We start from the raw sequence: 20,390 nt of genomic DNA on the forward strand, positions 1-20,390 counted from the left end.
GCTTCCGCAAGCACGCCTGTCGCCCCAAATGAGCGGCGACAGGCGTGCGCGCTCTCCTCAACGGAGTCGGGCGCGTCCCGGCAGACTGCAAGAGCTCAGCCTGTGGTGCGCGGTTGCTCTGCCTCATCACCCACAAACGAATCAATCAGGCCGCATACCCGGCCATCATCCAGTCGACAATCTGGCGCGCCCTGCCATTCATTCATCGCCTCACGCATGCGCGTGCTCAACGCCTGCAGCTCGGCGATGCGGGCCTCTACCTGCGTTAACCGGTTTTCAATCAAGGTGCGGACCTGCCCACAAGGCGTTTCCCCTTCACGGGATGCCTGGGTCAGGGACTGGATGTCGCCTAGCGTGAATCCCAGAGAGCGTGCTTTCAGGGCAAAGCGCAACAAACGTAAATCTTCTGCCCCGTAATAGCGGTATCCGTTATGGCTGTCACGGCTCGGTGACAGCAAACCAATATCCGTGTAATGGCGAACGGTTTCAGCGGTGGTATTCCCCTGTTTTGCCAGTTCCGATACACGCATGCTGTTACTCCTGATCAGCGGGCAGGATGGGTGATAGATAGGTCTGCCCCCACAGCTGCCAGCTTTGCGGCACCGGTCGGCTATGGGCGGCAAAAAACGCCGTTACAGAATCCATGATAGTCGAGACAGACAGCTGCCGGGTCAGCGCGGTGCCAAAAGTGGTCTGTTCCGGCGTGTGATTCAGTGTGCATTGCAGCGCCACATCGGCCAGCAACAGCTCATCCTCATGGCGCTGCCAGGCATCACGCAACGGCGAGGCCAGCCAGGCACACTGTTGGAATTCCAGCGCATACTGCCCTTCCAGCCACCACAGGTAAGCATCATCGCCCAGTGCGCCCAGCAACGCATCATGCTGTTGCCGATATTGATCGGTGTCGCCACTGGCGATGGCCCGGCGCAACAACCAGATCATCGGCTGTTCGGATTCAAGCTGATGGGTGGCCGCAATGCGCTCACAGGGCCTGCCCAGGCACTGGGTCAGCCACAAGGTCAAGGCTGCGGATCGCCCTTCAGCCAAATCGGCCACCCGAGCCTCGTTTGGCGACTCGCCGAGTGCCTCCAGAAACGCCTTGCCGCCCTCACTCTGCAACCAGCGCCCTTCTTTCAGCAACGCCGTTAGCCGCAGCCCGGAGCTATAGTCGTACCAGTCGGTCAAGGTGTAGGGCTTGGCCGGGGTGCCTTCCAGGCGGAGAAAGCTGATTCCCCCGCCGGGAAAATGCAGCCGTACCCGTGCCGCAAAACGACTGTCGTTTTCATTGAAGCCAGTGATCGCAAAACGGTCGATGGGCTGCGCCTGTATCCAGGGTTTGATGGTCGATGCAGGCAGCGGCACGATATCCTGGCGCTGTAGCAGCACACCCAGTTGGCCCTGCGAGAGATCGGCCCGTAATTGGCTCAGAGTGTTGCTGTTATCGTCGCTGTGCGCAGCCATAGGCAGCACCAACACAGCGGCAAGCAGAGACAGCGTTGAGCACCAGCGGAACATGGACACAAACCGTGAGGACAATGGAGGGAAGACCCTACCACAGAGGACAGCTCGGGCGTGATTAAACCCGAGCCGGATAGCCGGTAATACGGCGAATGGAGCGGTATAGAGGTGCCAGGCGGGGATACAGCTTGCGGTAGACGTCCCGGTACAGGGCGTCGTAGTGACGTGCCGGGGCCGCCTCTGGCAGGAAAGTGTCACCCGGGCGTGTCATTGCGGCCACCGCAGAGGGATAGTCCGGGTGCAGACCCAAAGCGACGGCCGCATTGATCGCAGCCCCCAGGCCGGAAGTTTCTGTGGTGTGGGGCCTCACTGCAGGCAAATTGAAGATGTTCGCGGTGATCTGCATGATCGCATCACTTTGCGAGCCACCGCCGGATACGCGCAGGGAGGTGACCGGGATGCGGTTACGTTTTTCCAGCCGCTCTTTTCCCTCGCGAAGGGCATAGGCAATGCCTTCGATAATCGCCCGGTACATGTGAGCGCGGGTGTGTACATCGCCAAACCCGATAATGGCCCCCTTGGCCTCTGGACCGGGAATGCGCACACCGGGATTCCAGAATGGCTGCAACATTAACCCCATGGCGCCCGGCGAAGACTCTTCCAGCAAGGCTTCAAAGAGCGTTTCCGGTGCCACGCCAAGTGTCTCTGCCTGCTGCACTTCCTGTTGCCCGAATTCGCGTTTGAACCAGTTGACCATCCAGTAACCGCGCTGAACGATGATTTCGGAATTATAGCGATCGGGCACGGCGGCACCGTAGGCCGGGACAAAGGTGATCGGCTCCACGTAACGCGCGTTACAGGTGTTGAACGTGGCGGTGGTACCGTAACTCAGGTTTCCGATTTCCGGGGTGAACGCGCCTGCCCCCAGCACTTCACAGGCCTTGTCCGCGCCGCACGCAATCAGGGGCAACCCTTCGGGGATGCCTGTGGCGAGGCTGGCCTGCCCGGTGATCGTACCCAGTGGTTTGCCAGGCACCACTAGCTCCGGCAACTGTTCACGCCGAACCCGCAAGGCTTGCCATTTAAGATCATGGGCCGGCGCCCAGCAGCGCCCTTTGTAATCGAACGGAATGTAGCCCACCTGCGACGCGGTACAGTCGCGCAGCTGCCCGGTAAGCTGATAGGTCAGGTAGCCCGACAGCAGCAAAAAGTATCGGGTTTTCTGCCACAGCGCAGGCTCATCCACTGCCAGCCAGTTGCACTCGGCCTTGGCCTGGAACTGCCGCAGGGTTTCCCCCTGCCCCATCACCGTCACCGGGGCAGCCAGCCACCAGGGCAGCCGGGGGATGGAATCCGTGCGACGCTGGTCCAGCCAGATAATCGCCGGGCGTATCGGTTGCTTGTGTTCATCAAGACACACCACCGAAGCGCGCTGCGTGGTCAGTGCCACCGCTTTAACCTGATGTTTGAGTGCGCCGTGCTGCTCCCATAGTCCCTGGCAAGCGAGTCCAAGTTGTTCCCAGAAATAGCTGGCATGTTGTTCTGCCTGGCCCGGCTCGTGGGAGAAATAAGGCTCGATATGCTGCTGGTAACGGGCGATCAGCTCGCCGTTGCGATTGAATAGCATGGCACGCACGCTTTGCGTGCCCTGATCCAGCGCCAGTACCAGCGGCTCATCCATCATCCTGCCTGCCTCTCCCGGGGCTCGGCCGAGACGTTCGGCTCAGCAACGTCGCCAACAGGCGTGGGCACGCCATAGTAGCGTTGGTGAATCTCCCGGTAGCGGATCAGCTCCTTATCCCAACGGGTGTTATCCCAGCCCAGGGCCTGTTGGATTTGCGCACGCAAGGTGGTCAGTACCGCGATCCCTGCAGCGGGTTTGACCAACCCAAGGCGAGTGCGACGCAACATCAGGTCATCCAGATGCACCACCGACTCATGGGCCAGAATCCACGCAATAAAGGCTGAATTCGTCTGATCCGCATGCAGAAACGCCTCCACCGCCTGGGGGGCATTCTCGATGGGCTCAAAACCACGTGCTTTGCTTTTCTGGCTGCGACGGTGCTCTTTATCGTCAATCAAACCGGTGGCCAGCAGCGCATCCAGTGCAATCAACCGAAAGGTGGTGAGCTTGCCGCCGCTGACGGTGACAATGCCATTTTCACCCCAAACCGCATGATCCCGACGCTCCTTGGACGGATCCACGCCCTTGCCTGAGGCGATAACCGGGCGCACGCCGGCGATGGTCGAATAGATGTGTTCGCGGGTTACGTTTCGGCCGGGGAACTGGGTATTGATGAGCTTGAGCAGATAGACCACCTCCCGGTCACTGGCTGAGGCCTCAATATCCATGTCCTGGGGGTGATCCAGGTCCGTGGTGCCCACACAGGTCACCCCCTCCCAGGGAAAGACAAACACCGGCCGGCCATCGTCAGGATGCATCACCGTAAGGCAATCGTTGACCGGTAATACCGCCGGGTCGATAAACAGGTGGCTGCCACGCAATGGTCGCACCCTGGCCTCGGTACCGGAAAAACGATCCGCCCAGGCGCCGGTGGCACTCACCACCGCAGTCGCCTTGAGCGTGGACAGTTCGCCACTGACCCGGTCTTCCACGGTAACAGAGAAGCCCTGTTCCCCCTTTTCACTCCGCTCAGCCTGAACGACACGGGCGTAATTTTGTGCTACACCGCCATGACGCGCGCCCTCCAACAGCGTACGCATGACCAGGCGGCAATCGTCGGTGAGCGCGTCGGTATAGCACATGGCCCCGGTGAGATCCTGATCCTGCAGCCCGGGCACCCGCTCTAGCAATTGCGTCCGGTTGAGGTAACGATGATCGCGAATACCGGCCAGGAAATCATACAGCCACAACACCGCCTTCATAGGCCAGCGCCCGGGGAATACGCCCTTGCGCAACGGGAAAAGGTAGGTAGCGCGCTCAACCAGCCCCGGCAACTCATTGAGCAACCGTTCACGCTCCAGCAGTGAATGGCGTGTCAGGGCAATATCGCCCTGGGCAATGTAGCGCAAGCCGCCGTGCACCATTTTGGAGGAACGACTCGAGGTCCCCCAGGCGAAATCGGTTTGCTCCAATAGCAGCACCCGTTGTCCGCGACGAGCCGCTTCCAGCATCACACCGGCACCCGTGATTCCGCCACCGATGACGATCAGGTCCCATTGCGGCTTTCCCTGTGTGGAGGGTGCGGCCAGTTCTGTCAGCGTGCGGCGTTGGCCGAGCATAGAAATTTTCCTGTTGGTGGTAAGCGAATCGTGCCCGTATCAGTCGTCGATCAAGCAACCGGGATTCAGGCGATGCTGGGGATCGAAGTGATCGACCAGCCGGTTCAACACCGCCATTCCCTGCTCGCCTTTTTCATGGTGCAACCAGGGCGCGTGGTCACGGCCTACGCCATGCTGGTGACTGATGGTGCCACCGTTCGCCACAATGGCCTCACTGGCTGCCTGCTTCAGCACCCGCCAGCGAGCCAGCGTGGCTTGGTAACTGTCCGCGCAGCGAAACACGTAAGTGGTATAGATACTGGAACCTTGCGAGTACAAATGTGACAGGTGCGTAAAGACATGCACTTGCTCGCCGTCACCCGCGTTATCGCGGACCGCCTGTTCCATGGCAACCATGGCCGGAGTCACCCGGTTCCAGTCCACGGCGGTTTCAAAGGTATCGACCACATAACCGTGCTCCCACAATCCGTGGCGCAGATACGGCGAGCGAAAACGGGACTCTTCCCATTTTTTCCCCAGCAGGGTGCCCACCATAACGCCGCCAGCCTGACGGATGCGCTTGCGAGCCTGAGCAAGCACGTGACGCGCCTGGGCCTTTTCGCCGGTTACACCGAACGTGATCATGCATTTGCCGTCACCACAGCCACGCACCCCCAGGTAACGATGCAAAATACCGACCAGCTTTTCGTGGCCGGCCAGCATCAGATGCGTGCGGGTTTCTTCTGCATTGGACAGTCGCAGCATGGAAAGCGGTATCTTCGACTGCGTCATCTGCCGTACCAGCTCTTTGCCGGTATCCCAATCCGGGGCGAACGCCACCTGAAACGTTTCCGTTTCCGGTAAGGGCGTGACCCGCACTTTGACTTCGGTGATCACCCCCATGCGCCCTTCCGAGCCGAGGATAATTTCCCGCAGGTCAGGCCCTGCTGATGAGGCCGGAATGGTAGGAATCGTCAATGTACCTTTGGGCGTTTCCACTCGACCACCGGCAAACATCTGTTCGATACGGCCATAACGCATGGATTGCTGGCCGCTGGAGCGACTGGCCACCCAGCCGCCAATGGTGGACAGCTCCCAGGATTGGGGAAAGTGCCCCAGCATGTAGCCCCGCTCACGAAGCTGCTGCTCAACCTTGGGGCCCGGTGTGCCTGCACCAAAGGTGGCGATCTGGCTTTGTGTATCCAAATCCATCAGCTGGTCCATGACCGCCAGGCTCAAGGTCAGAACCGGTGCATCGCCATCGGGGGGATTGATATGCCCTGCCACGGACGTGCCACCGCCATAGGGAATCACGGTAATGCCCTGGGCCAGAGCCCAATCAAGCAGTTCGCGAACTTCCTCGCTACTGGAGGGCGTGGCAACCCCATCCGGAAATCGCTCGAACTCGCCGGAGCGCATGGCCAGCCAGTCTGGCAGGCTCTGGCCGCGCGCATGGCGCAGTCGGGTTTCCGGGTCTGTCTTCACGCCCGGATGGTCCGGCAGCCGGGACGCCGGCACCTGGGCGATCACTGCGGCCATTTCCGCGTCCGGTAGCGGCTCCGCCCGGCCCAGGCGGGACTGAATAAAGGTCAGTCCTGACGGTTTTAACGGATAGTGATTGTTACTGTCACCCCAGCCATTCCAGCGTCGCATGCATGCACTCCTTATTTTTCCCCATAGTAGTCCTGACACGCCGGGCTTTCACTGGCGTGGCAGGACATTGCATGGACTATTTGTGACAAAGGAGGTTTGGGGGAGCAACAGGCCAAGGGGCTGGGTGGCGAACCGATCACAGCAACCAGCGTCGCCAGCCTTGCTTGCGGGCCACCGCGCGCTCCTGATTCAGAGACCCCAGCATGCTGTAGATCGAGGCTGCGACGGTTTCACGCACCGCCCAGCAGGCGTCGCCATCCCCTTCTCTGCCGGCCCAGGGAGCGGTAGAAATAGGCTCCCCGATCTGGAACCAGAGCGGCTCCGGCTTGGGGATCAAGGTCGGCCCCACGCCCCGGCTCAACGGCATGAACATGTCCCCGCCACGTAATAGCTTGTCGAGCCGTGGGCGCTTCAGCAAAGTGCGGCCCAGCCAGGATTGCTGGAAATCGTTACCGTCAACCAGTACTCGGTAAGCTTCGTCACAACCGGCCGAGGCAAACGGAATAATGTCGTAGCCGTGCTCAATGGCCATGCGTGCAAATCCCGTACGCTGCTTCCACACCAGCTTGTGCACTTCATCCTTGCGCATGGCCACTTCCCGGGCGCCGCCGGGAAACACCAGCACCGGCTGTCCGGCCTGCATCAGTTGTGTGCAATTGTCAGGATTGCCTTCCACTGCCCCCCAGCGTTTCAGCAAGGGCCCCCAGCCCGGCACGCGGAAATGCACCCGGTCTCCAAGGGCCCTGGGGAAAACGCCGGTTTGCCGGTACAGCTCGAGCACGAAAAGCGGGGAATCAATCAGGCCGTACAGACCATGATTGCCCACAAACAGCGCCGGGCGCTGTGGGTCTACATTGTCGGCACCCAATAACCGGGGAGCAAAATAATGCCGGGACACAGCCAGCAGCCGGTCCATTGTCGCCAGCGATGGCGGGGAAAAATCCTGAATAGCCAAGCGATTTCCTGTAATGTTTTGATCAAATTGAGTGCAGTCGTGACGCCGGCACTTTACCAGCTTTTACACTACCGCTATGGTTCATTCAGGCCTAAACCAGTAAAAAAACCAATATGTTATCGAATCCCAAGGAGCTTCCATGAAACGATTTGCCGGGTCACTTGCGTTGGCGAGTGCGATTGCCGTTACGGGCTGCAGCACGGTTAATCCCTATACGGGTGAAAAACAGACCTCCAAAGCCACATCCGGTGCGGCAATTGGTGCGGTAGCCGGTGCGCTGATCGGTATCGCCACCTCCGACAGCGCCAAAGAACGTAAAGAGCGTGCTCTGGCCGGGGCTGGCATTGGCGCGGTTACCGGCGGCGGTGTGGGCTATTACATGGACGTTCAGGAAGCCAAGCTGCGCCAGAAGCTCGAAGGCGCCGGTGTTTCCGTTACCCGTGATGGCGAAAACATCATCCTCAACATGCCGGGTAACCTGACCTTTGCCACTGACAGCACCAGCGTGAAGTCTTCTTTCGATCCGGTGCTGGATGCGGTGTCCGAAGTGCTTAATGAATACAAATCCACCATGATTCAGGTGGCTGGTCACACAGACAGCACTGGCGGCGATCGCTACAACTTGCTGCTGTCCCAGCAACGGGCCCAGGCGGTATCCAACAAACTTTCTGGCTATGGCGTTGAACAGGTTCGTCTGGACACCGTGGGCTTTGGTGAAACCCAGCCCATTGCCAGCAACAATACGGCCAGCGGCCGGGAACAGAACCGTCGCGTGGAACTGACACTGCTGCCTTACACCAAGTAAGCACAGCAGCGATTCCCGCATGGCGGCGAGCCTGGCTCGCCGCCATTGTTTTCGCCCTCTTCGTTATTTTTAGTTCCCCTTTTTGCCCATTCAGCTTTTTCCAATACAACCGCAACATTTCGAATGTGCGCCCGCGCCCTTTTCGCCATGCTCCCCGTTAGCTTCATTTCCCTTCATACTTCCCTTCATACTACGGGGCAGGACCCATGCGAACAGGCCAACGCACAACGATGAATGCAGACCAGCAACGGCAGCAAGCCATCGATGAACATCGATGCATCCCCGGTGATACCTTTGTGTATGGGGTCGTCACAACCGGTATTTTCTGCCTGCCCACCTGCCCTTCGCGCCGTCCACGCAACGAGAATATTCGTCTGTTCGATAATGCCGGGGCAGCTCTGCGGAACGGTTATCGTCCCTGTCGCCGCTGCCACCCTCTGGGGGATTCCCCATCGCCCATCGCGGCCACAGTGATTGCCTTGTGCCGCACCATCGACACGGCGGAACACAAACCCACACTGGCGGAATTATCCGAGCAATCTGGCTGGAGTCCCTCCCACCTTCAGCGCCAGTTCAAGGCCATTACCGGAATTTCCCCGCATCAATACGGTGTTGCCGTCCGTCGCCGTCGAGTCCGCCAACAGTTACGCGACGACCAGCCGCTGACCCGCGCCGCACATCACGCCGGCTTTGATTCCAGTAGCCATCTCCATGGCTCCGCCGGGCAAACCCTGGGCATGAAACCGGGGCAGTATCGTCAGGCAGGCCAGGGCCTGGCGCTGCGCGTCGCCATTGCTGACAGCTCACTGGGCGCCGTACTGGTAGCAGAAAGCGAAAACGGTATCTGTGCCGTTGCCATGGGCGATGATCCGGATGCCCTGCTGGGCGATTTCGAGCAGGAATTCAGCGGTGCAGAGCTGTTACCCGGCAATAGCGCATTTGAACAACGTGTTGCCATGGTCATTACGCTGATTGACGCCCCCCTTGCCACACAAACTCCGCTGCCGGATGCCCTGCCACTGGATATACGGGGCACGGCCTTTCAGCAGCAGGTGTGGGCCGCGCTCCGGGCTATTCCGGCAGGACAAACCCTTTCCTATCAGGCGCTGGCAGAAACGCTGGGGCGGCCCACTGCTGCTCGCGCCGTGGCCAGGGCTTGCGCCAGTAACAGGCTGGCGGTTCTGGTGCCCTGCCACCGTATTGTCCGCGCCGACGGCGGTCTGTCTGGCTACCGCTGGGGGGTTGAGCGCAAGGCCGCTCTGCTCGCCCGGGAACAGGGAAACAAAAAGGCGTGAGCAGCCTCACCCTTGCCTTGCCGTCTCACTTTAGCGTGCCCGCTTTCCTTGATTTCCACGGCCGTGACCAGCACGCCATTTCCGAGCAGGTAGAAGGTAATGTGCTTCGCAAGGCCGTGATTCTTGATGGCCACCCCTGCTTGCTCGCACTGGATTTCAATCATCCCGGGCAGGTCCGCGCCGCGGCCAGCACACTCACCCGTACCGCATTATCCCGACAGACTCGTGCCATGCTTGGCCTCGACCAACCTGTACACACATTCGAGCAAACGGTTACCGGAGAGGCGGCACCACTCGGCCAGCTGATCGACAGGCAGCGCGGGCTGCGTGTGCCACAGTCCGCGACCCCATTCGAGGCACTAAGCTGGGCCATCATCGGGCAACAGATCAGTGTCAGTGCGGCCACCGCCATCCGACGACGGTTTATTCAGCTGGCGGGGCAAGCGCGGGTCAGCGGCCTGTACTGCTACCCTGACGCCACCGCGGTGAACAAGCTGGATGCCAGCGCACTACGCAGTGTCGGCTTTTCAGCCAGTAAGGCAGACACATTGTTGACGGTGTCGCAGCGCTGCTGTGAGCACGCCCTGCTGCCTGACGCATTGCACTCTGACGCTGATGCACAGAGCACGGAGCAGGCCCTGCTTGGCATTCGCGGGCTGGGGCCCTGGAGTGTGAATTACACCCTGCTGAGAGGGTATGGCTATCTGGATGGCAGCCTGCACGGCGATGTAGCAGTGCAGAAAGCACTGCAGCAATTGCTGGGCTTGAAGGCACGCCCGACTGCGAAAGCGACCCGGGATTGGCTGGCCGCATTCACACCATGGCGGGCACTGGTTGCGGCACACCTGTGGCAATCGCTGAACGTGCAGGCCTAACCGCTGACTCAGACCTTGCGAGCAAGTCGCCAGGCCAGCACGGACATCGGCACCAGCAACGCGATCACCAACAGATACGGCCAGCGATGATCGAAAGTGTATAACCCCGTACCCACCAGCGGCCCGACAATAAACCCCAGCGCGGGACAGGCGCTGGCCAGACCCGCCACGCGCCCCTGCTCTTCCGTGGGCACCCGCAGGCTGGCCAGGGACATGATTGCCGGCATGCCAAACCCCAGGCCCAGCCCGACCAGCAGCACCGCCCCGCTCATCAGGGCCTCCGTGTCCGCCAGCCAGAGAATAACGGCACCGGCACCGATACTGGGCACAGCCAGCGCAATCAACAGGGTCGCCGGGGCTTTTAGCCACTGCACCACAATCAACTGTCCCGACAGCGATGTCAGTGCAGCCATCATCATGGTCAGCCCCAGTGCCCTCGCCGCTTCGGCAGGGCTCATCAGGAACTGGTCCTGGAACAGGAAACCCAGGGTTTGTTGAATGAGCGCGAAGCTCATAAACAGCATCACCCCGGTCAGCAACAGATCACGCAAGCGCGGGTCCGCATAGGCGGCCAGCCCGTGGCGCAACACGGAACGCAGCGGCACGGTGCGAGCAGTGGGACGATGCGGTGATGGCGGCAGCCACAGAGCCACACTAATCGCCATAAGGGCAGTCAGAACCGCCACACCGTACAGCGGGAACACCAATGCAATGGCAGCCAGAATGCCGCCGGACACAGGCCCGACGACGGTACCGATATTGTTGGCCGCGCCGATGCGTCCCATGCCCTGAGTGCGCTGCTCCGGGGTGGTAATGTCAGCGGTATACGCAGCTGCCGCTGCCGGCGTTGCAGCCATAATCGCCGCCTGCAGCATACGGCTCAGTACCAGAGCCGCCACCAGACCGACGCCCACCAATCCCCCGCGCAGGCCCAGATCAAACACCACAGCGAACGACAGCGTGCCCAGCGAATACCCCGACAACCCAATCACCATGACCCGCTTGCGACCCAGCGATTCACTCAAGGTGCCCCACACCGGGCTGGCCAGGGCAAACACCAGTGATGAACAACTGATGATCAGTCCTACCTGCATTTCCGTCATACCGGTGGCTCGCCCCAATGACGGCAGCAGGGTAAAAACCAGAGTCTGCCCCAGTGCTGTTACCGCCACTGCCGCCAACAGCATTGTGTGACTGAAGGTCCGCGAGGTAGGCTTGCCAGCGATTTCGGTGGAAGGGTCAAGCTGTGACATTACAGATTCCGGTTCAAGGTGTGGCAGATTACGCACCGCTGCGGGGCACATCGCATCAGGGGGTGCTGGCGGACTGGCTGGCCGAGACACCTTTTACTCTCGCCATGTCATCCGGGTTTTTCGGTTTTTTTGCCCATTTCGGCACTCTGCGCGCCCTGCTTGAGCACGGCCTGGCTCCTGCTCGTTTCTGTGGCTCCAGCGCCGGCGCGCTGGTGGGGGCCTGCGTGGCCTCCGGCGCCAGCATCAATGCCATCGAAGACATGCTGCTCGGTCTTGATCGATCCCAGTTCTGGGATCCCTCCCCCGGGCTGGGTTTGTTATCCGGTCAGGCTTTTCGCCGAATGCTGGCGGGCCTGCTACCCGCTCAGCGCATGGAAGAAGCTCGCACCCCGCTGGCGGTCTCTGCCTGGCAGGCGAAAAGCCGGCGTACGCAGGTGTTACAACAAGGTAACCTGGTGGAAGCGGTATACGCCTCCTGCGCCGTCCCCTTGCTGTTTCAGCCGGCCCGGATTGGCGGGCGCTACTACTGGGACGGCGGCATTGCCGACCGGCACGGGCTGGCCGCAACCTACCCCGGAGAGCGCGTACTCTATCACCATTTGCAGTCCCGCTCTCCCTGGCGCGGCTCGCACAGCAAGGCTCTGCATCATCCTTCTCGCCCAAATCTGGTCACCCTTGCCATTGACGGCCTGGTTCGCTCCGGTCCCGGCAAGCTGGAACAGGGGCGCCAGGCCATGCACCAGGCCTATAACGCCACCGGCCGGGCATTGGCCCGGCCGGTGGGAGATGCGCTGATTATCGAATCGGTTCAGGACGCCTCGTCGTAGAGCGGCTTGGACAGCTCGGCCCAGTCGATCTGGCCGTCGTCCACCAGGTTTTCAAACTGCAGGATACCCAGCTCCTCGAAGCGCGGCCGCACGGAATCCGTGAGCAAGCCAATGCGTTTGAGGTTGGGCATAATGCGGGTGAACAGCAGGTTACGGAACTGCGCCATGATGGTGGACGACAATACCTGCTCGCGGGCAGCCTCCACATCCCAACCAAAGTGTTCGAACACTTCGGTGCTGATCAATCGCTCCCGCATGACCACACAAGCCTCGAAGGCAAAGTGGGCGCGTTCTTCTTTTTCCTCTTCAGACAGAGTCTCAACAAAGTCCTCCAAGTAATTGACACCAAAGGTAACGTGTCGCGCCTCATCGCGAATAACAAGATGAATAATCTGCTTCAAAAGAGGGTCCTGGGCAGTCATTTTCAAGGTGTTGAATGCGGCCAGCGCCAGCCCTTCGATAATGATCTGCATGCCGATAAACTTCAGATCCCAGCGGGGGTCGGACAGAATTTTGTCCAGCAGGGATTTCAGGTTCGGATTCACCGGGTAGAGAATGCCGATCTTTTCCTGCAGGTAACGCGTGAACACTTCCACGTGGCGGGCTTCGTCAAAGGTCTGGCTGGCCGCATAGAGTTTGGCGTCATAGGTGGGCGCGCAGCTAGCCAGCTGGGAGGCCACCAGTAACGCCCCCTGCTCACCGTGTACAAACTGCGCGAGCATCCAGGCCAGGTTATGCCAGCCAAAACGCAGCTTTTCATCCTCACTTAATGCTTCGAAGGTGTCCCAGCCGTGAAACGGGTTGAAGGACTGATCGAGTGGCACCTCGGATTTGGGGAAGCTCTCTGACCAATCCACATCCATGTCCGCATTCCAGTTCAGCTCTTTGCCCAGTTTGTAGAGCTTGCGGATGCGACCATCGGCGGAAGAATAATCCCAGTTGTAGTGGCCCGTGAGCGGGGTCTGGAATATTTCCACCACATCTTCTACGTGTTGCGCACTCAATTTGTCTTCGATGTCTTCGTGGCCTGGCCCATCCCAGTTGTCGTAAATACTGACTTGGGTAGGCGGCGTGCTGACTTTGGTTATTTTCATTAGGCATCCTTGGTAGCGCTAAGTCATAACTCAACGCTAGGCGGATGCCGGGAAGGGAGCAATGTCGTGTTATGACAATTAGCGCCGTCCGTGGCGCCTAAACACAATGGATGTGATATCAGTCCGTGGCGCCATCGTCAGAGAGCAGAAAGTGAGCACGGGCAATGGTGATTGGCTCCTGGCGGTTTTTTTGCCAGGCACTGATGTGCACGTTGGCAATTCGCCGCCCCAGACGCGTGACGCTGCATTCTGCGTAAGTGTCACGGAACAGCCCCGCACGCAGATAATCGATGGTGAAATCGATGGTTTTCGGCACTTTGGGCTCGCCCATTTGCAGCAGGATGAAGATAATCGCCGCCTGCTCCATAAAACCGGCCACCGCCCCGCCATGCAGCGCAGGCAAAGTAGGGTTGCCTACCACATTGTCGTGCTTGGGCAACACAAAGGTCAGCTCATCCCCCTGGGCGATGACCTGAATGCCCAGAAACCGTGCATACGGCACCCGGTCGATCAGGGCCTGATAGTCTGCCTTGCCACTGCGGCACTCTTCGATCAGCGTTTTCAGTGCTTTCATTGGCCCACCACCGTGCCTGCCTTGTCAATTTTTAGCCGCGTATAGGTTGCCAACCCGGTGGCAATAGGTTCGTCATCCCCCTCTTCCTCCCAGGTCGTTACACTGACAAAAGCCACATGGGTGGTAAGCCGATAGCATCTGGCCTCACACACCACAGCCCGGCCTTTTCCGGGGCTACGCAAATGATCCACGCGGAAATCGATGGTCGGGGTAATCTCAAACGTGGGGAAGGTGCGGCAAGTAATCGCCATCCCTCCAGCCTGATCCATCATCGCGAAAATGGCCCCGCCATGCATGACCCCGGTCTCCGGGTTACCGACCAGGTCGTCTCGCCAGGGCATTCGGACCCGGACGCACTCCTCAGTAGCGCTGACGACCTCAAGCCCCAGCACAACGGAGTGACGCACAGACTCCAGGAAGCGGTTGCATATGTCCAAGCGTGTATACGGAAGTGTTTTTTCTGTCACGGCGGCCAATGTCTCCAAGTGATATCGGGGGCAAGATTAACGGCTGTTGGCTAATCTGCAAGTGTTACCGTTTTACCATAGAAACGGTCTTGCTCTCTGCTAGCCTTCTCCGCCCATTTCAGGAGGCGTTAAAATGGCGACATCACGATTAAAGAACAGCCTGCGGGCCGTTGGCCACATTGTGGAACGCAGGCGTCACCCGCAACGCTTTATCCAGGTGGATAAATGCCCGTGGGATGAGATTTATCGTGACGGTATTATGGCTGTGCGCCATTACAGCCTCCCACCGATGGCCGAAATTCCGCTTAACGACGACGTTCTCCCGGTTTCCACCGACAAGCACCGCATTCCCCTGTTGCTGGTGCCAGCGTTGGGCATCCACTGCTGGACCTATGACCTGATGCCCAACCGCTCGATGGTCCGTTATCTGATGGCCCGCGGTTACGACGTGTATCTGGTGGATTGGGGCAAACCGTCCAACGCCAATCGCAGCCTGGACCTGGACACCTACGTCAATCGCTGGCTTCCTTCTGCGGTAGAGGCCGTAAAGACCCATGCGGAAACCGAGACCATCAACATGATGGGCTACTGCATGGGCGGGTTACTGTGCCTGATGTACCTGGGAGGGCACAGTGATGCGCCAGTGCGCAGCCTTATCACCATTGCCAGCCCGGTGAATTTTCACAAAAGTGGTCCCTTTGGCAAGGCCCTGGGCCTGGCTGCCATTCCTGCCATGCAGGTCCACGACTGGTTCCAGATTCGCCTTGAGCCGCTTAGCGACAAGCTATTTCACATTCCTGCCAATCTGCTCACGCTGGGCTTCAAGATGACCAACCCCCCCGGCGTGGTACAGGCTTACATGGATCTGATCCGCAATCTTGGTGACCGTGAATACGTGACCGAGTACATGACCATGGGCCAGTGGTTCAACGATATGGTGGATTATCCCGGTGCGGTAGTCCGCGAGGTGATCGAGAAAATGATTCTGGCTAACAGCCTGGCCAGAGGCAAAATCCGGATAGGCGGGCGCAGCGTGGATTTCTCATCCATTCAGCAGGACCTGCTTTCCTTTGCCGGCATCACCGACAACATTGTCAGCCTGCGCGCAGCACGGGATGTGATGCACCTTGTCGGTAGCAAAGAGAAGCGCTTCGAGGAAGTGCCAGGCGGCCATGCGGGGGTCTTTTCGGGTTCCAAAGCCCCCTCCCACGCCTGGCGCATCAGCGCAGACTGGCTAGTGGCGCGCTCGCAGTAGCCACGCCACCAAGCCGGGAACATCAGCCCGTTATGGCTGGGCCAGGTCACTCACCCGTTCCGCCATTTGTGTGGCATACCGATAGAACAGATACGGGATTTTCTGTGTGTTCGGGTCATCCATACTGGGAATCGATTTGCGCACGAACGCCCAGCGCTGATCGATGAATGCCAGCACTTCACGGGCCTGCTCATCCCCCGCATATTTGCCTTTCAGGCTGACCAGTGATTCGTCGATAGCCCGGGCTTCCGCGCCAAAGTCCATGGACTGCAGGCCAGTACCGGTTTTCAGGCCCGCCGAGGGAAAGGCTGCCAGAGCGGCATACTCACTGGCCAGACGCTGCATGGCCACAGACAACTGGGCGATATCCAGGTAGGTTGCATCGCCCGCTACTTCTGCCTTGCGTACCAGCGCATCCACCGCCAGCGTGGTGGTATTGATTTCACTCATGGCGCTGTAGTCCGCATAGCCCAATGAAGCCAGCGGGTTATCCAGAGCGCGTTGATTGAGGGCATCCCAGGACGCATCCAGTTGCGCCGCAGTGTCTTTCTCGCCGGGTGCGGCTTGCGCCTTCAGCGCATCAAGATGTTGCTCTCCATCCGCCAGCAAGGCTTTCAGTGCTGCCCGGTCTTCCGGGTTATCCCCACGAATCGATAGCAGATGAAATCCCATCCGGACCCGCCATGCATCTGCCTGAACCAGTGCCAATTCCGTGGCGGACATCGCTGCCTGAGCCCCTGCTGACACCAATAGCAGTGCCGCAACCAGGCCATGTCGAATTTCCTTATTCACCCCGAACTCCCCCTATACATTTTAAACAAGAGCGGCTTGATATAAGCCACCATCAAAAAACCCCCGCACACATGCGAGGGTCAGCACAAAGGAGCCAGTGATGGCTCCGCCTTATTCAACCGGCCCGAAGCTGGGCTTTTCTACATCCGTAGACGCCAGACTGATTGCCTGACTCATGGTGTCTACCATCTGGTTGGTGTAGCGATAAATCAGGTACGACACCGCATTTTCATAAAACTTCACCATGGATTCACGGATAAACATCCACTTCACGCCCACCTGGTTCAAGGCACGGCTGATGGCTTCATCGTTGGCGTGGTTCTTTTTCGCCGCGGCCAGCATCCGCTCAAACTCAGGCACCGCATCCTTGAACTCAAGGCGACCTTCATCCGACCCTGACGCCATCCCCCCTGCCGGGTCTGCAGCGATATTCAGGTACTCGGAGGTCATGCGCTGGAGGTACGCTGAAAGCTCACGGATATCATCGTACTGGCCTTCGGTGGCACCGTTGAAGGATTCGATCCGCAGTGACATCTCTGTCGGCAGCTCATTCACATCCTGAATGGTGTAGGCGTTGGTAAAGCCTTGCTCGGCCATAGTATTACCCTGGGCCGCTGCTTTTAGAATGCCCCAATTCTTGTCCAGATCGTTCACCAGCGCGCGCTCTTCACTGCCTTCCGCATTGCTGCGCAAAGCCCCCATGCCGGACTGTGCCTGGGCAATAGCATCATCCAGATTGGAAATATAGGTTTTGCTGCCAACCATCACGGTCAACATGTGAAAATCGGCGCGGACTTTCCACAGCGCCAATTCAAAATCTTCGAGTTCTGCATTGCTGATTGACGCAAATCCCTGCATTGGCAGCAACACCATCGCAATGAGACACCCCAGAAGACGCTTTCTCATAGCTACTCCCTAATAATCGCTATTTTTGTTGTTACTAAGGAACCTCTGAATAACTCCTTGCATGCTCAGCGTGAGCCTGAAGCGTGCAGCTGTTGTGTCTTGTCTCGATGGTCAGGGTGGCTCCCTTTCCGAGAGGCAAGGCGCAGCAGATGTGCGCTTCAGGCCGCGCCCTTCGGGTCTTCCAGGCTGGCCCGCACTCGTTGTTGCACTTTTTCGATGGATGGAATACACCTTCAAAAGCGCGCCTAGATTGCGAGCCAGCCTGAAAGACTGAGTACGCAAGGAGTTATTCAGAGGTTCCTTAACTTGTTATGGCTTTATTTATTTCGTCAGGTCAGCTCATCCCCGGACCTGAGTCACAAGACAATAGCATAAAAGGTAGCAAAAATAGGAGCCTGCGACTAATAGTTATCGGGCGTTAAGGGCCTGCTGTGCCGGCTCCGCCCACCCCTGCGGAAGGTGGCCGAGATAAGGCGCCAGAAGGTCGGGCAGGAACCAACCCAGCACCAATAAGACCAACATGAACAAAAGAGCTAACACATTGATAAACCAGCACAAACCGCCCACCAGCATGACCACGGCGCTGACCGGTGGATTCGGCGTTCCGAAGCGGTTCACCATGCTGCTGCCATCACCAAGATAGAGATAAAGCTGGAATGGCAAATTGACCAACGGCACAAACGCCAGGATGACCCACCAGCCACTTTTCTCCATATCGTGCAAACGGCGCACCAGAAGTCCGATCTGGTAGACCAACAGCGCCAACGACACCACTGCGGCGACGCCCCAACCCACCCACTGCGGCAACAGTTCAACGGATAACAACAGGAAAAGGGCAATCAGCAAGCCGGACAGCAGCGCAGCACCAAACTGGTAACACGCAAATCGCAGGCGGCCAAGCCGCTGCTGCAAGCTGAGCACAGAGAGAGACTCATAAACAATCATGCCCTTGCCCTGATAACCGGGCTTGAGTGATCCACCCCCGTAGGCATCATTCATTGTTTTCTCCCCCGGCATCACCCTGCTCATTACGCCACTGTTGGTAGCGCTCCAGATCCGTGCGGGTCAGTTTAAGCGTGCGCGATATCACAGCGACATCATCTATTAGCCCCAACGCCACAATCGGGTCAGGGATAGCGTCCAGCGGCATCAAAAAGTAAACCAGCGCGCCAGTGATCGTTAGCAAGGTACCCCAGGGAACCGTTCGGTATCGCCCGGTTACCCAATCCCGTAGCAATGATGCCAGCAGGATCAGGTCCGAAAACGTCTCCCCCAGCCTGGCCTTGAACTGGTCAGAACGATTGAACACTGCCTGGACCAGCCAGCGGGTGGCCGTGGCAGAACGAAGGATTCGCCCCGCCCGGCGCCGGGCCTCGACCCGGAACGGATTAACCGGCACTGATTTCCTTGAACAGCGCACGGTATTCATCGGTAAGCTTGTGCCGTGGCTGCATATTGACCAGTGGCGTGGCTTTTTCGTGGGACTCTCGCATCACCACGCTGCTGGAGAGCTTGTTGGCAAGAATCGGCAATCCCTCTTCTTCGAGAGACGCCACCAACTCCTGTGGCAAACGCGCTCTGGGCTGATATTGATTCACCACAATGCCTTCCACCTGCAGGTCATCATTATGGTCTTCCCGGGCTTCCTGAATATTTTCCAGCAGTGTGTACAGCGCCTTGCGGGAAAACGCATCGCAGTCGAAGGGAATCAGCACACGGTCGGCCGCAATTAGCGATGACAAGGTATAGAAGTTGTACGCAGGCGGGGTATCCACAAAAATTTCGTCGAAATCCTTCGCCAGTGCTTTGAGTAAACCGCGCAATTTATAGATCTTGTGTTTGGACTCAAGCATATGCTCGATTTCCCCCAGCTCGCCGTCAGACGGCAACACAAAGAGGTTTTCAAACGGCGTGCCATGCACATAGTCACGCGGGTCTTTTTCTTTCAACCGAAACGACAGGGTCTGTGCAAAGAAAGTCCCGATATTCGGCTTCGGACCGTGGCCGTTGCTGTACGCCGGCATGCCCAACAAATACTGGCTGGCGTTACATTGTGGATCCAGATCGACAACCAGGGTGCGCTTGCCTTCCGACGCGCTGATCGCGGCCAGATTGACCGTGATACTGGACTTCCCCACGCCCCCTTTCTGATTGAACACCACTCTACGCATTCCTTGTTCTCCTTAAACAGCAAGTATTGGCGTTGCCGAATCATACACAGCCTGCAAAGCCACTCACAGTGCCAAAGCGACAGCCACGACTTGCCGCTCAGACTGTCCACAGAAACTGTGGATAACCTGGTGAATAACCGCTGAGCGGAATCGGCAAACCGGGGTGAACCAGACGCAAGTTACGGTTCGATTAAAAAACACTCAAATTAAACGATGGCACGAAATCTATTTACTTCCCCTTGCTGAGATTTACCAATGGAGCTAAAAGTAAACAAAGTGTTTCGCTTTTCGGCGCATCACTGGCCAGCGTCGTTCACAGCTATTCTCAGGTGTTTTATATGTCTCAGCCATTTTGCGTGCCGCCAAGGACTAGCACTCTCAAGGCTATCCCCGGTGATGCGGGGCTGCCCCTTATCGGCCATACACTGGGTTTCATGCGCGATCCGATCGGGTTAATGCGCAAACGCTACGATACCTACGGTCCGGTATCCTGGAGCAGCGTATTTGGTTTACGCATGATCCAGATGCTCGGCCCTGACGCCAACCAGTTCGTCATGCTTAATCGGGGCGATCTGTTTTCTAACCATGATGGCTGGGATTATTTTATCGGCCGGTTTTTCCATCGCGGTATCATGTTACTGGATTTCGAGGAGCACCGCTGGCATCGCAAGATCATGCAGCAGGCCTTTAATAAGGACGTGCTGAAAGGCTATCTCGACCGCATGGGACCACACATCGCCAGAGGAATTCAGGACTAGCACAGCATCAATCAATTCAAGGTGCTTTCA

At 58.5% G+C, this 20,390-nt stretch carries 21 protein-coding genes; 6 read left to right on the top strand and 15 right to left on the bottom strand.

Annotated elements, in window-relative coordinates; all coding sequences use genetic code 11:
- Positions 1–95: 95 nt before the first annotated feature.
- From CL546_RS00755 to CL546_RS00780, 6 genes are all read right to left on the bottom strand, one after another.
- Complete coding sequence (locus CL546_RS00755) at positions 96–530, bottom strand: MerR family transcriptional regulator (RefSeq protein WP_290492382.1); 435 nt, start codon at positions 528–530, stop codon at positions 96–98.
- Positions 531–534: 4 nt separating this feature from the next.
- On the bottom strand, positions 535–1,461 hold the full coding sequence (locus tag CL546_RS00760) for a hypothetical protein (RefSeq protein ID WP_290492383.1): 927 nt from the start codon (positions 1,459–1,461) through the stop codon (positions 535–537).
- A gap of 115 nt (positions 1,462–1,576) precedes the next feature.
- Positions 1,577–3,139: an FGGY-family carbohydrate kinase gene (locus CL546_RS00765; protein WP_290492503.1), complete on the bottom strand. Its 1,563-nt coding sequence runs from the start codon at positions 3,137–3,139 to the stop codon at positions 1,577–1,579.
- A complete protein-coding gene (locus CL546_RS00770) occupies positions 3,139–4,701 on the bottom strand; it encodes a glycerol-3-phosphate dehydrogenase/oxidase (protein WP_290492384.1) in 1,563 nt (520 codons plus the stop codon). Before CL546_RS00770 ends, CL546_RS00765 begins: the two co-directional genes overlap by 1 nt.
- 39 nt (positions 4,702–4,740) lie before the next feature.
- Positions 4,741–6,333: an FAD-binding oxidoreductase gene (locus CL546_RS00775; protein WP_290492385.1), complete on the bottom strand. Its 1,593-nt coding sequence runs from the start codon at positions 6,331–6,333 to the stop codon at positions 4,741–4,743.
- A gap of 136 nt (positions 6,334–6,469) precedes the next feature.
- Positions 6,470–7,288, bottom strand: a complete 819-nt coding sequence (locus CL546_RS00780) for a lysophospholipid acyltransferase family protein (protein WP_290492386.1) — start codon at positions 7,286–7,288, stop codon at positions 6,470–6,472.
- Between the two features lie 139 nt (positions 7,289–7,427).
- On the opposite strand from CL546_RS00780, the gene CL546_RS00785 reads away from it, so the two are divergent.
- The 3 genes from CL546_RS00785 (at position 7,428) to CL546_RS00795 (ending at position 10,263) form a co-directional block, all read left to right on the top strand.
- Positions 7,428–8,093: a YiaD family glycine zipper/OmpA-like lipoprotein gene (locus tag CL546_RS00785; RefSeq protein ID WP_290492387.1), complete on the top strand. Its 666-nt coding sequence runs from the start codon at positions 7,428–7,430 to the stop codon at positions 8,091–8,093.
- 206 nt (positions 8,094–8,299) lie between these two features.
- Entirely contained in the window at positions 8,300–9,388 is a 1,089-nt protein-coding gene (ada, locus tag CL546_RS00790) for a bifunctional DNA-binding transcriptional regulator/O6-methylguanine-DNA methyltransferase Ada (protein ID WP_290492388.1), read from the top strand.
- A complete protein-coding gene (locus CL546_RS00795) occupies positions 9,385–10,263 on the top strand; it encodes a DNA-3-methyladenine glycosylase family protein (RefSeq protein ID WP_290492389.1) in 879 nt (292 codons plus the stop codon). Before ada ends, CL546_RS00795 begins: the two co-directional genes overlap by 4 nt.
- 8 nt (positions 10,264–10,271) lie before the next feature.
- Here the strand turns inward: CL546_RS00795 and CL546_RS00800 are convergent, their stop codons facing one another.
- Positions 10,272–11,516 (bottom strand): MFS transporter, encoded by a 1,245-nt coding sequence (locus CL546_RS00800; protein WP_290492390.1) that lies wholly within the window; start codon positions 11,514–11,516, stop codon positions 10,272–10,274.
- Between CL546_RS00800 and CL546_RS00805 the strand changes: the two genes are divergently transcribed.
- Positions 11,510–12,343 (top strand): patatin-like phospholipase family protein, encoded by an 834-nt coding sequence (locus CL546_RS00805; RefSeq protein ID WP_290492391.1) that lies wholly within the window; start codon positions 11,510–11,512, stop codon positions 12,341–12,343. The genes CL546_RS00800 and CL546_RS00805 overlap by 7 nt on opposite strands.
- Here the strand turns inward: CL546_RS00805 and CL546_RS00810 are convergent.
- The 3 genes from CL546_RS00810 to CL546_RS00820 form a co-directional block, all read right to left on the bottom strand.
- Positions 12,325–13,437: a ferritin-like domain-containing protein gene (locus tag CL546_RS00810; protein ID WP_290492392.1), complete on the bottom strand. Its 1,113-nt coding sequence runs from the start codon at positions 13,435–13,437 to the stop codon at positions 12,325–12,327. The two genes, CL546_RS00805 and CL546_RS00810, sit on opposite strands and share 19 nt — an antisense overlap.
- Before the next feature lie 118 nt (positions 13,438–13,555).
- Entirely contained in the window at positions 13,556–14,011 is a 456-nt protein-coding gene (locus tag CL546_RS00815) for a PaaI family thioesterase (protein WP_290492393.1), read from the bottom strand.
- Positions 14,008–14,478 (bottom strand): PaaI family thioesterase, encoded by a 471-nt coding sequence (locus tag CL546_RS00820; RefSeq protein WP_366603278.1) that lies wholly within the window; start codon positions 14,476–14,478, stop codon positions 14,008–14,010. The genes CL546_RS00815 and CL546_RS00820 overlap by 4 nt, the downstream gene beginning before the upstream one ends.
- A 133-nt stretch (positions 14,479–14,611) precedes the next feature.
- Between CL546_RS00820 and CL546_RS00825 the strand changes: the two genes are divergently transcribed.
- Positions 14,612–15,733, top strand: coding sequence for an alpha/beta fold hydrolase (locus CL546_RS00825; RefSeq protein WP_290492394.1), 1,122 nt, complete (start codon positions 14,612–14,614; stop codon positions 15,731–15,733).
- 30 nt (positions 15,734–15,763) lie between these two features.
- Here the strand turns inward: CL546_RS00825 and CL546_RS00830 are convergent, their stop codons facing one another.
- The 5 genes from CL546_RS00830 to CL546_RS00850 all read right to left on the bottom strand — a co-directional run bounded on the left by CL546_RS00830 (position 15,764) and on the right by CL546_RS00850 (position 19,602).
- Positions 15,764–16,525, bottom strand: a complete 762-nt coding sequence (locus CL546_RS00830) for a hypothetical protein (RefSeq protein WP_290492395.1) — start codon at positions 16,523–16,525, stop codon at positions 15,764–15,766.
- A gap of 111 nt (positions 16,526–16,636) precedes the next feature.
- Complete coding sequence (locus CL546_RS00835; RefSeq protein ID WP_290492396.1) at positions 16,637–17,431, bottom strand: hypothetical protein; 795 nt, start codon at positions 17,429–17,431, stop codon at positions 16,637–16,639.
- 408 nt (positions 17,432–17,839) lie between these two features.
- Positions 17,840–18,430, bottom strand: a complete 591-nt coding sequence (locus CL546_RS00840) for a DUF805 domain-containing protein (RefSeq protein ID WP_290492397.1) — start codon at positions 18,428–18,430, stop codon at positions 17,840–17,842.
- Positions 18,423–18,830 carry a YkvA family protein gene (locus CL546_RS00845; RefSeq protein WP_290492398.1) on the bottom strand — a complete coding sequence of 136 codons (408 nt, stop codon included), beginning with the start codon at positions 18,828–18,830 and terminating at the stop codon, positions 18,423–18,425. The genes CL546_RS00840 and CL546_RS00845 overlap by 8 nt, the downstream gene beginning before the upstream one ends.
- The gene (locus CL546_RS00850) at positions 18,820–19,602 is read right to left on the bottom strand and encodes a ParA family protein (RefSeq protein ID WP_290492399.1); all 783 of its coding nucleotides are present in this window, start codon (positions 19,600–19,602) and stop codon (positions 18,820–18,822) included. The genes CL546_RS00845 and CL546_RS00850 overlap by 11 nt, the downstream gene beginning before the upstream one ends.
- 338 nt (positions 19,603–19,940) lie before the next feature.
- Between CL546_RS00850 and CL546_RS00855 the strand changes: the two genes are divergently transcribed.
- On the top strand, positions 19,941–20,360 hold the full coding sequence (locus CL546_RS00855; protein WP_290492400.1) for a cytochrome P450: 420 nt from the start codon (positions 19,941–19,943) through the stop codon (positions 20,358–20,360).
- Positions 20,361–20,390: the final 30 nt, after the last annotated feature.

The organism is Alcanivorax sp., from assembly GCF_002726155.1.
GTDB lineage: Bacteria > Pseudomonadota > Gammaproteobacteria > Pseudomonadales > Alcanivoracaceae > Alcanivorax.

What these genes read in the sequence shown, in the direction of transcription:
- CL546_RS00755 (WP_290492382.1), bottom strand. Translation starts at nt 530, where the DNA reads ATGCGTGTATCGGAACTGGCAAAACAGGGGAATACCACCGCTGAAACC.
- CL546_RS00760 (WP_290492383.1), bottom strand. Translation starts at nt 1,461, where the DNA reads ATGGCTGCGCACAGCGACGATAACAGCAACACTCTGAGCCAATTACGG.
- CL546_RS00765 (WP_290492503.1), bottom strand. Translation starts at nt 3,139, where the DNA reads ATGGATGAGCCGCTGGTACTGGCGCTGGATCAGGGCACGCAAAGCGTG.
- CL546_RS00770 (WP_290492384.1), bottom strand. Translation starts at nt 4,701, where the DNA reads ATGCTCGGCCAACGCCGCACGCTGACAGAACTGGCCGCACCCTCCACA.
- CL546_RS00775 (WP_290492385.1), bottom strand. Translation starts at nt 6,333, where the DNA reads ATGCGACGCTGGAATGGCTGGGGTGACAGTAACAATCACTATCCGTTA.
- CL546_RS00785 (WP_290492387.1), top strand. Translation starts at nt 7,428, where the DNA reads ATGAAACGATTTGCCGGGTCACTTGCGTTGGCGAGTGCGATTGCCGTT.
- ada (WP_290492388.1), top strand. Translation starts at nt 8,300, where the DNA reads ATGCGAACAGGCCAACGCACAACGATGAATGCAGACCAGCAACGGCAG.
- CL546_RS00800 (WP_290492390.1), bottom strand. Translation starts at nt 11,516, where the DNA reads ATGTCACAGCTTGACCCTTCCACCGAAATCGCTGGCAAGCCTACCTCG.
- CL546_RS00810 (WP_290492392.1), bottom strand. Translation starts at nt 13,437, where the DNA reads ATGAAAATAACCAAAGTCAGCACGCCGCCTACCCAAGTCAGTATTTAC.
- CL546_RS00815 (WP_290492393.1), bottom strand. Translation starts at nt 14,011, where the DNA reads ATGAAAGCACTGAAAACGCTGATCGAAGAGTGCCGCAGTGGCAAGGCA.
- CL546_RS00825 (WP_290492394.1), top strand. Translation starts at nt 14,612, where the DNA reads ATGGCGACATCACGATTAAAGAACAGCCTGCGGGCCGTTGGCCACATT.
- CL546_RS00835 (WP_290492396.1), bottom strand. Translation starts at nt 17,431, where the DNA reads ATGAGAAAGCGTCTTCTGGGGTGTCTCATTGCGATGGTGTTGCTGCCA.
- CL546_RS00840 (WP_290492397.1), bottom strand. Translation starts at nt 18,430, where the DNA reads ATGAATGATGCCTACGGGGGTGGATCACTCAAGCCCGGTTATCAGGGC.
- CL546_RS00850 (WP_290492399.1), bottom strand. Translation starts at nt 19,602, where the DNA reads ATGCGTAGAGTGGTGTTCAATCAGAAAGGGGGCGTGGGGAAGTCCAGT.
- CL546_RS00855 (WP_290492400.1), top strand. Translation starts at nt 19,941, where the DNA reads ATGTCTCAGCCATTTTGCGTGCCGCCAAGGACTAGCACTCTCAAGGCT.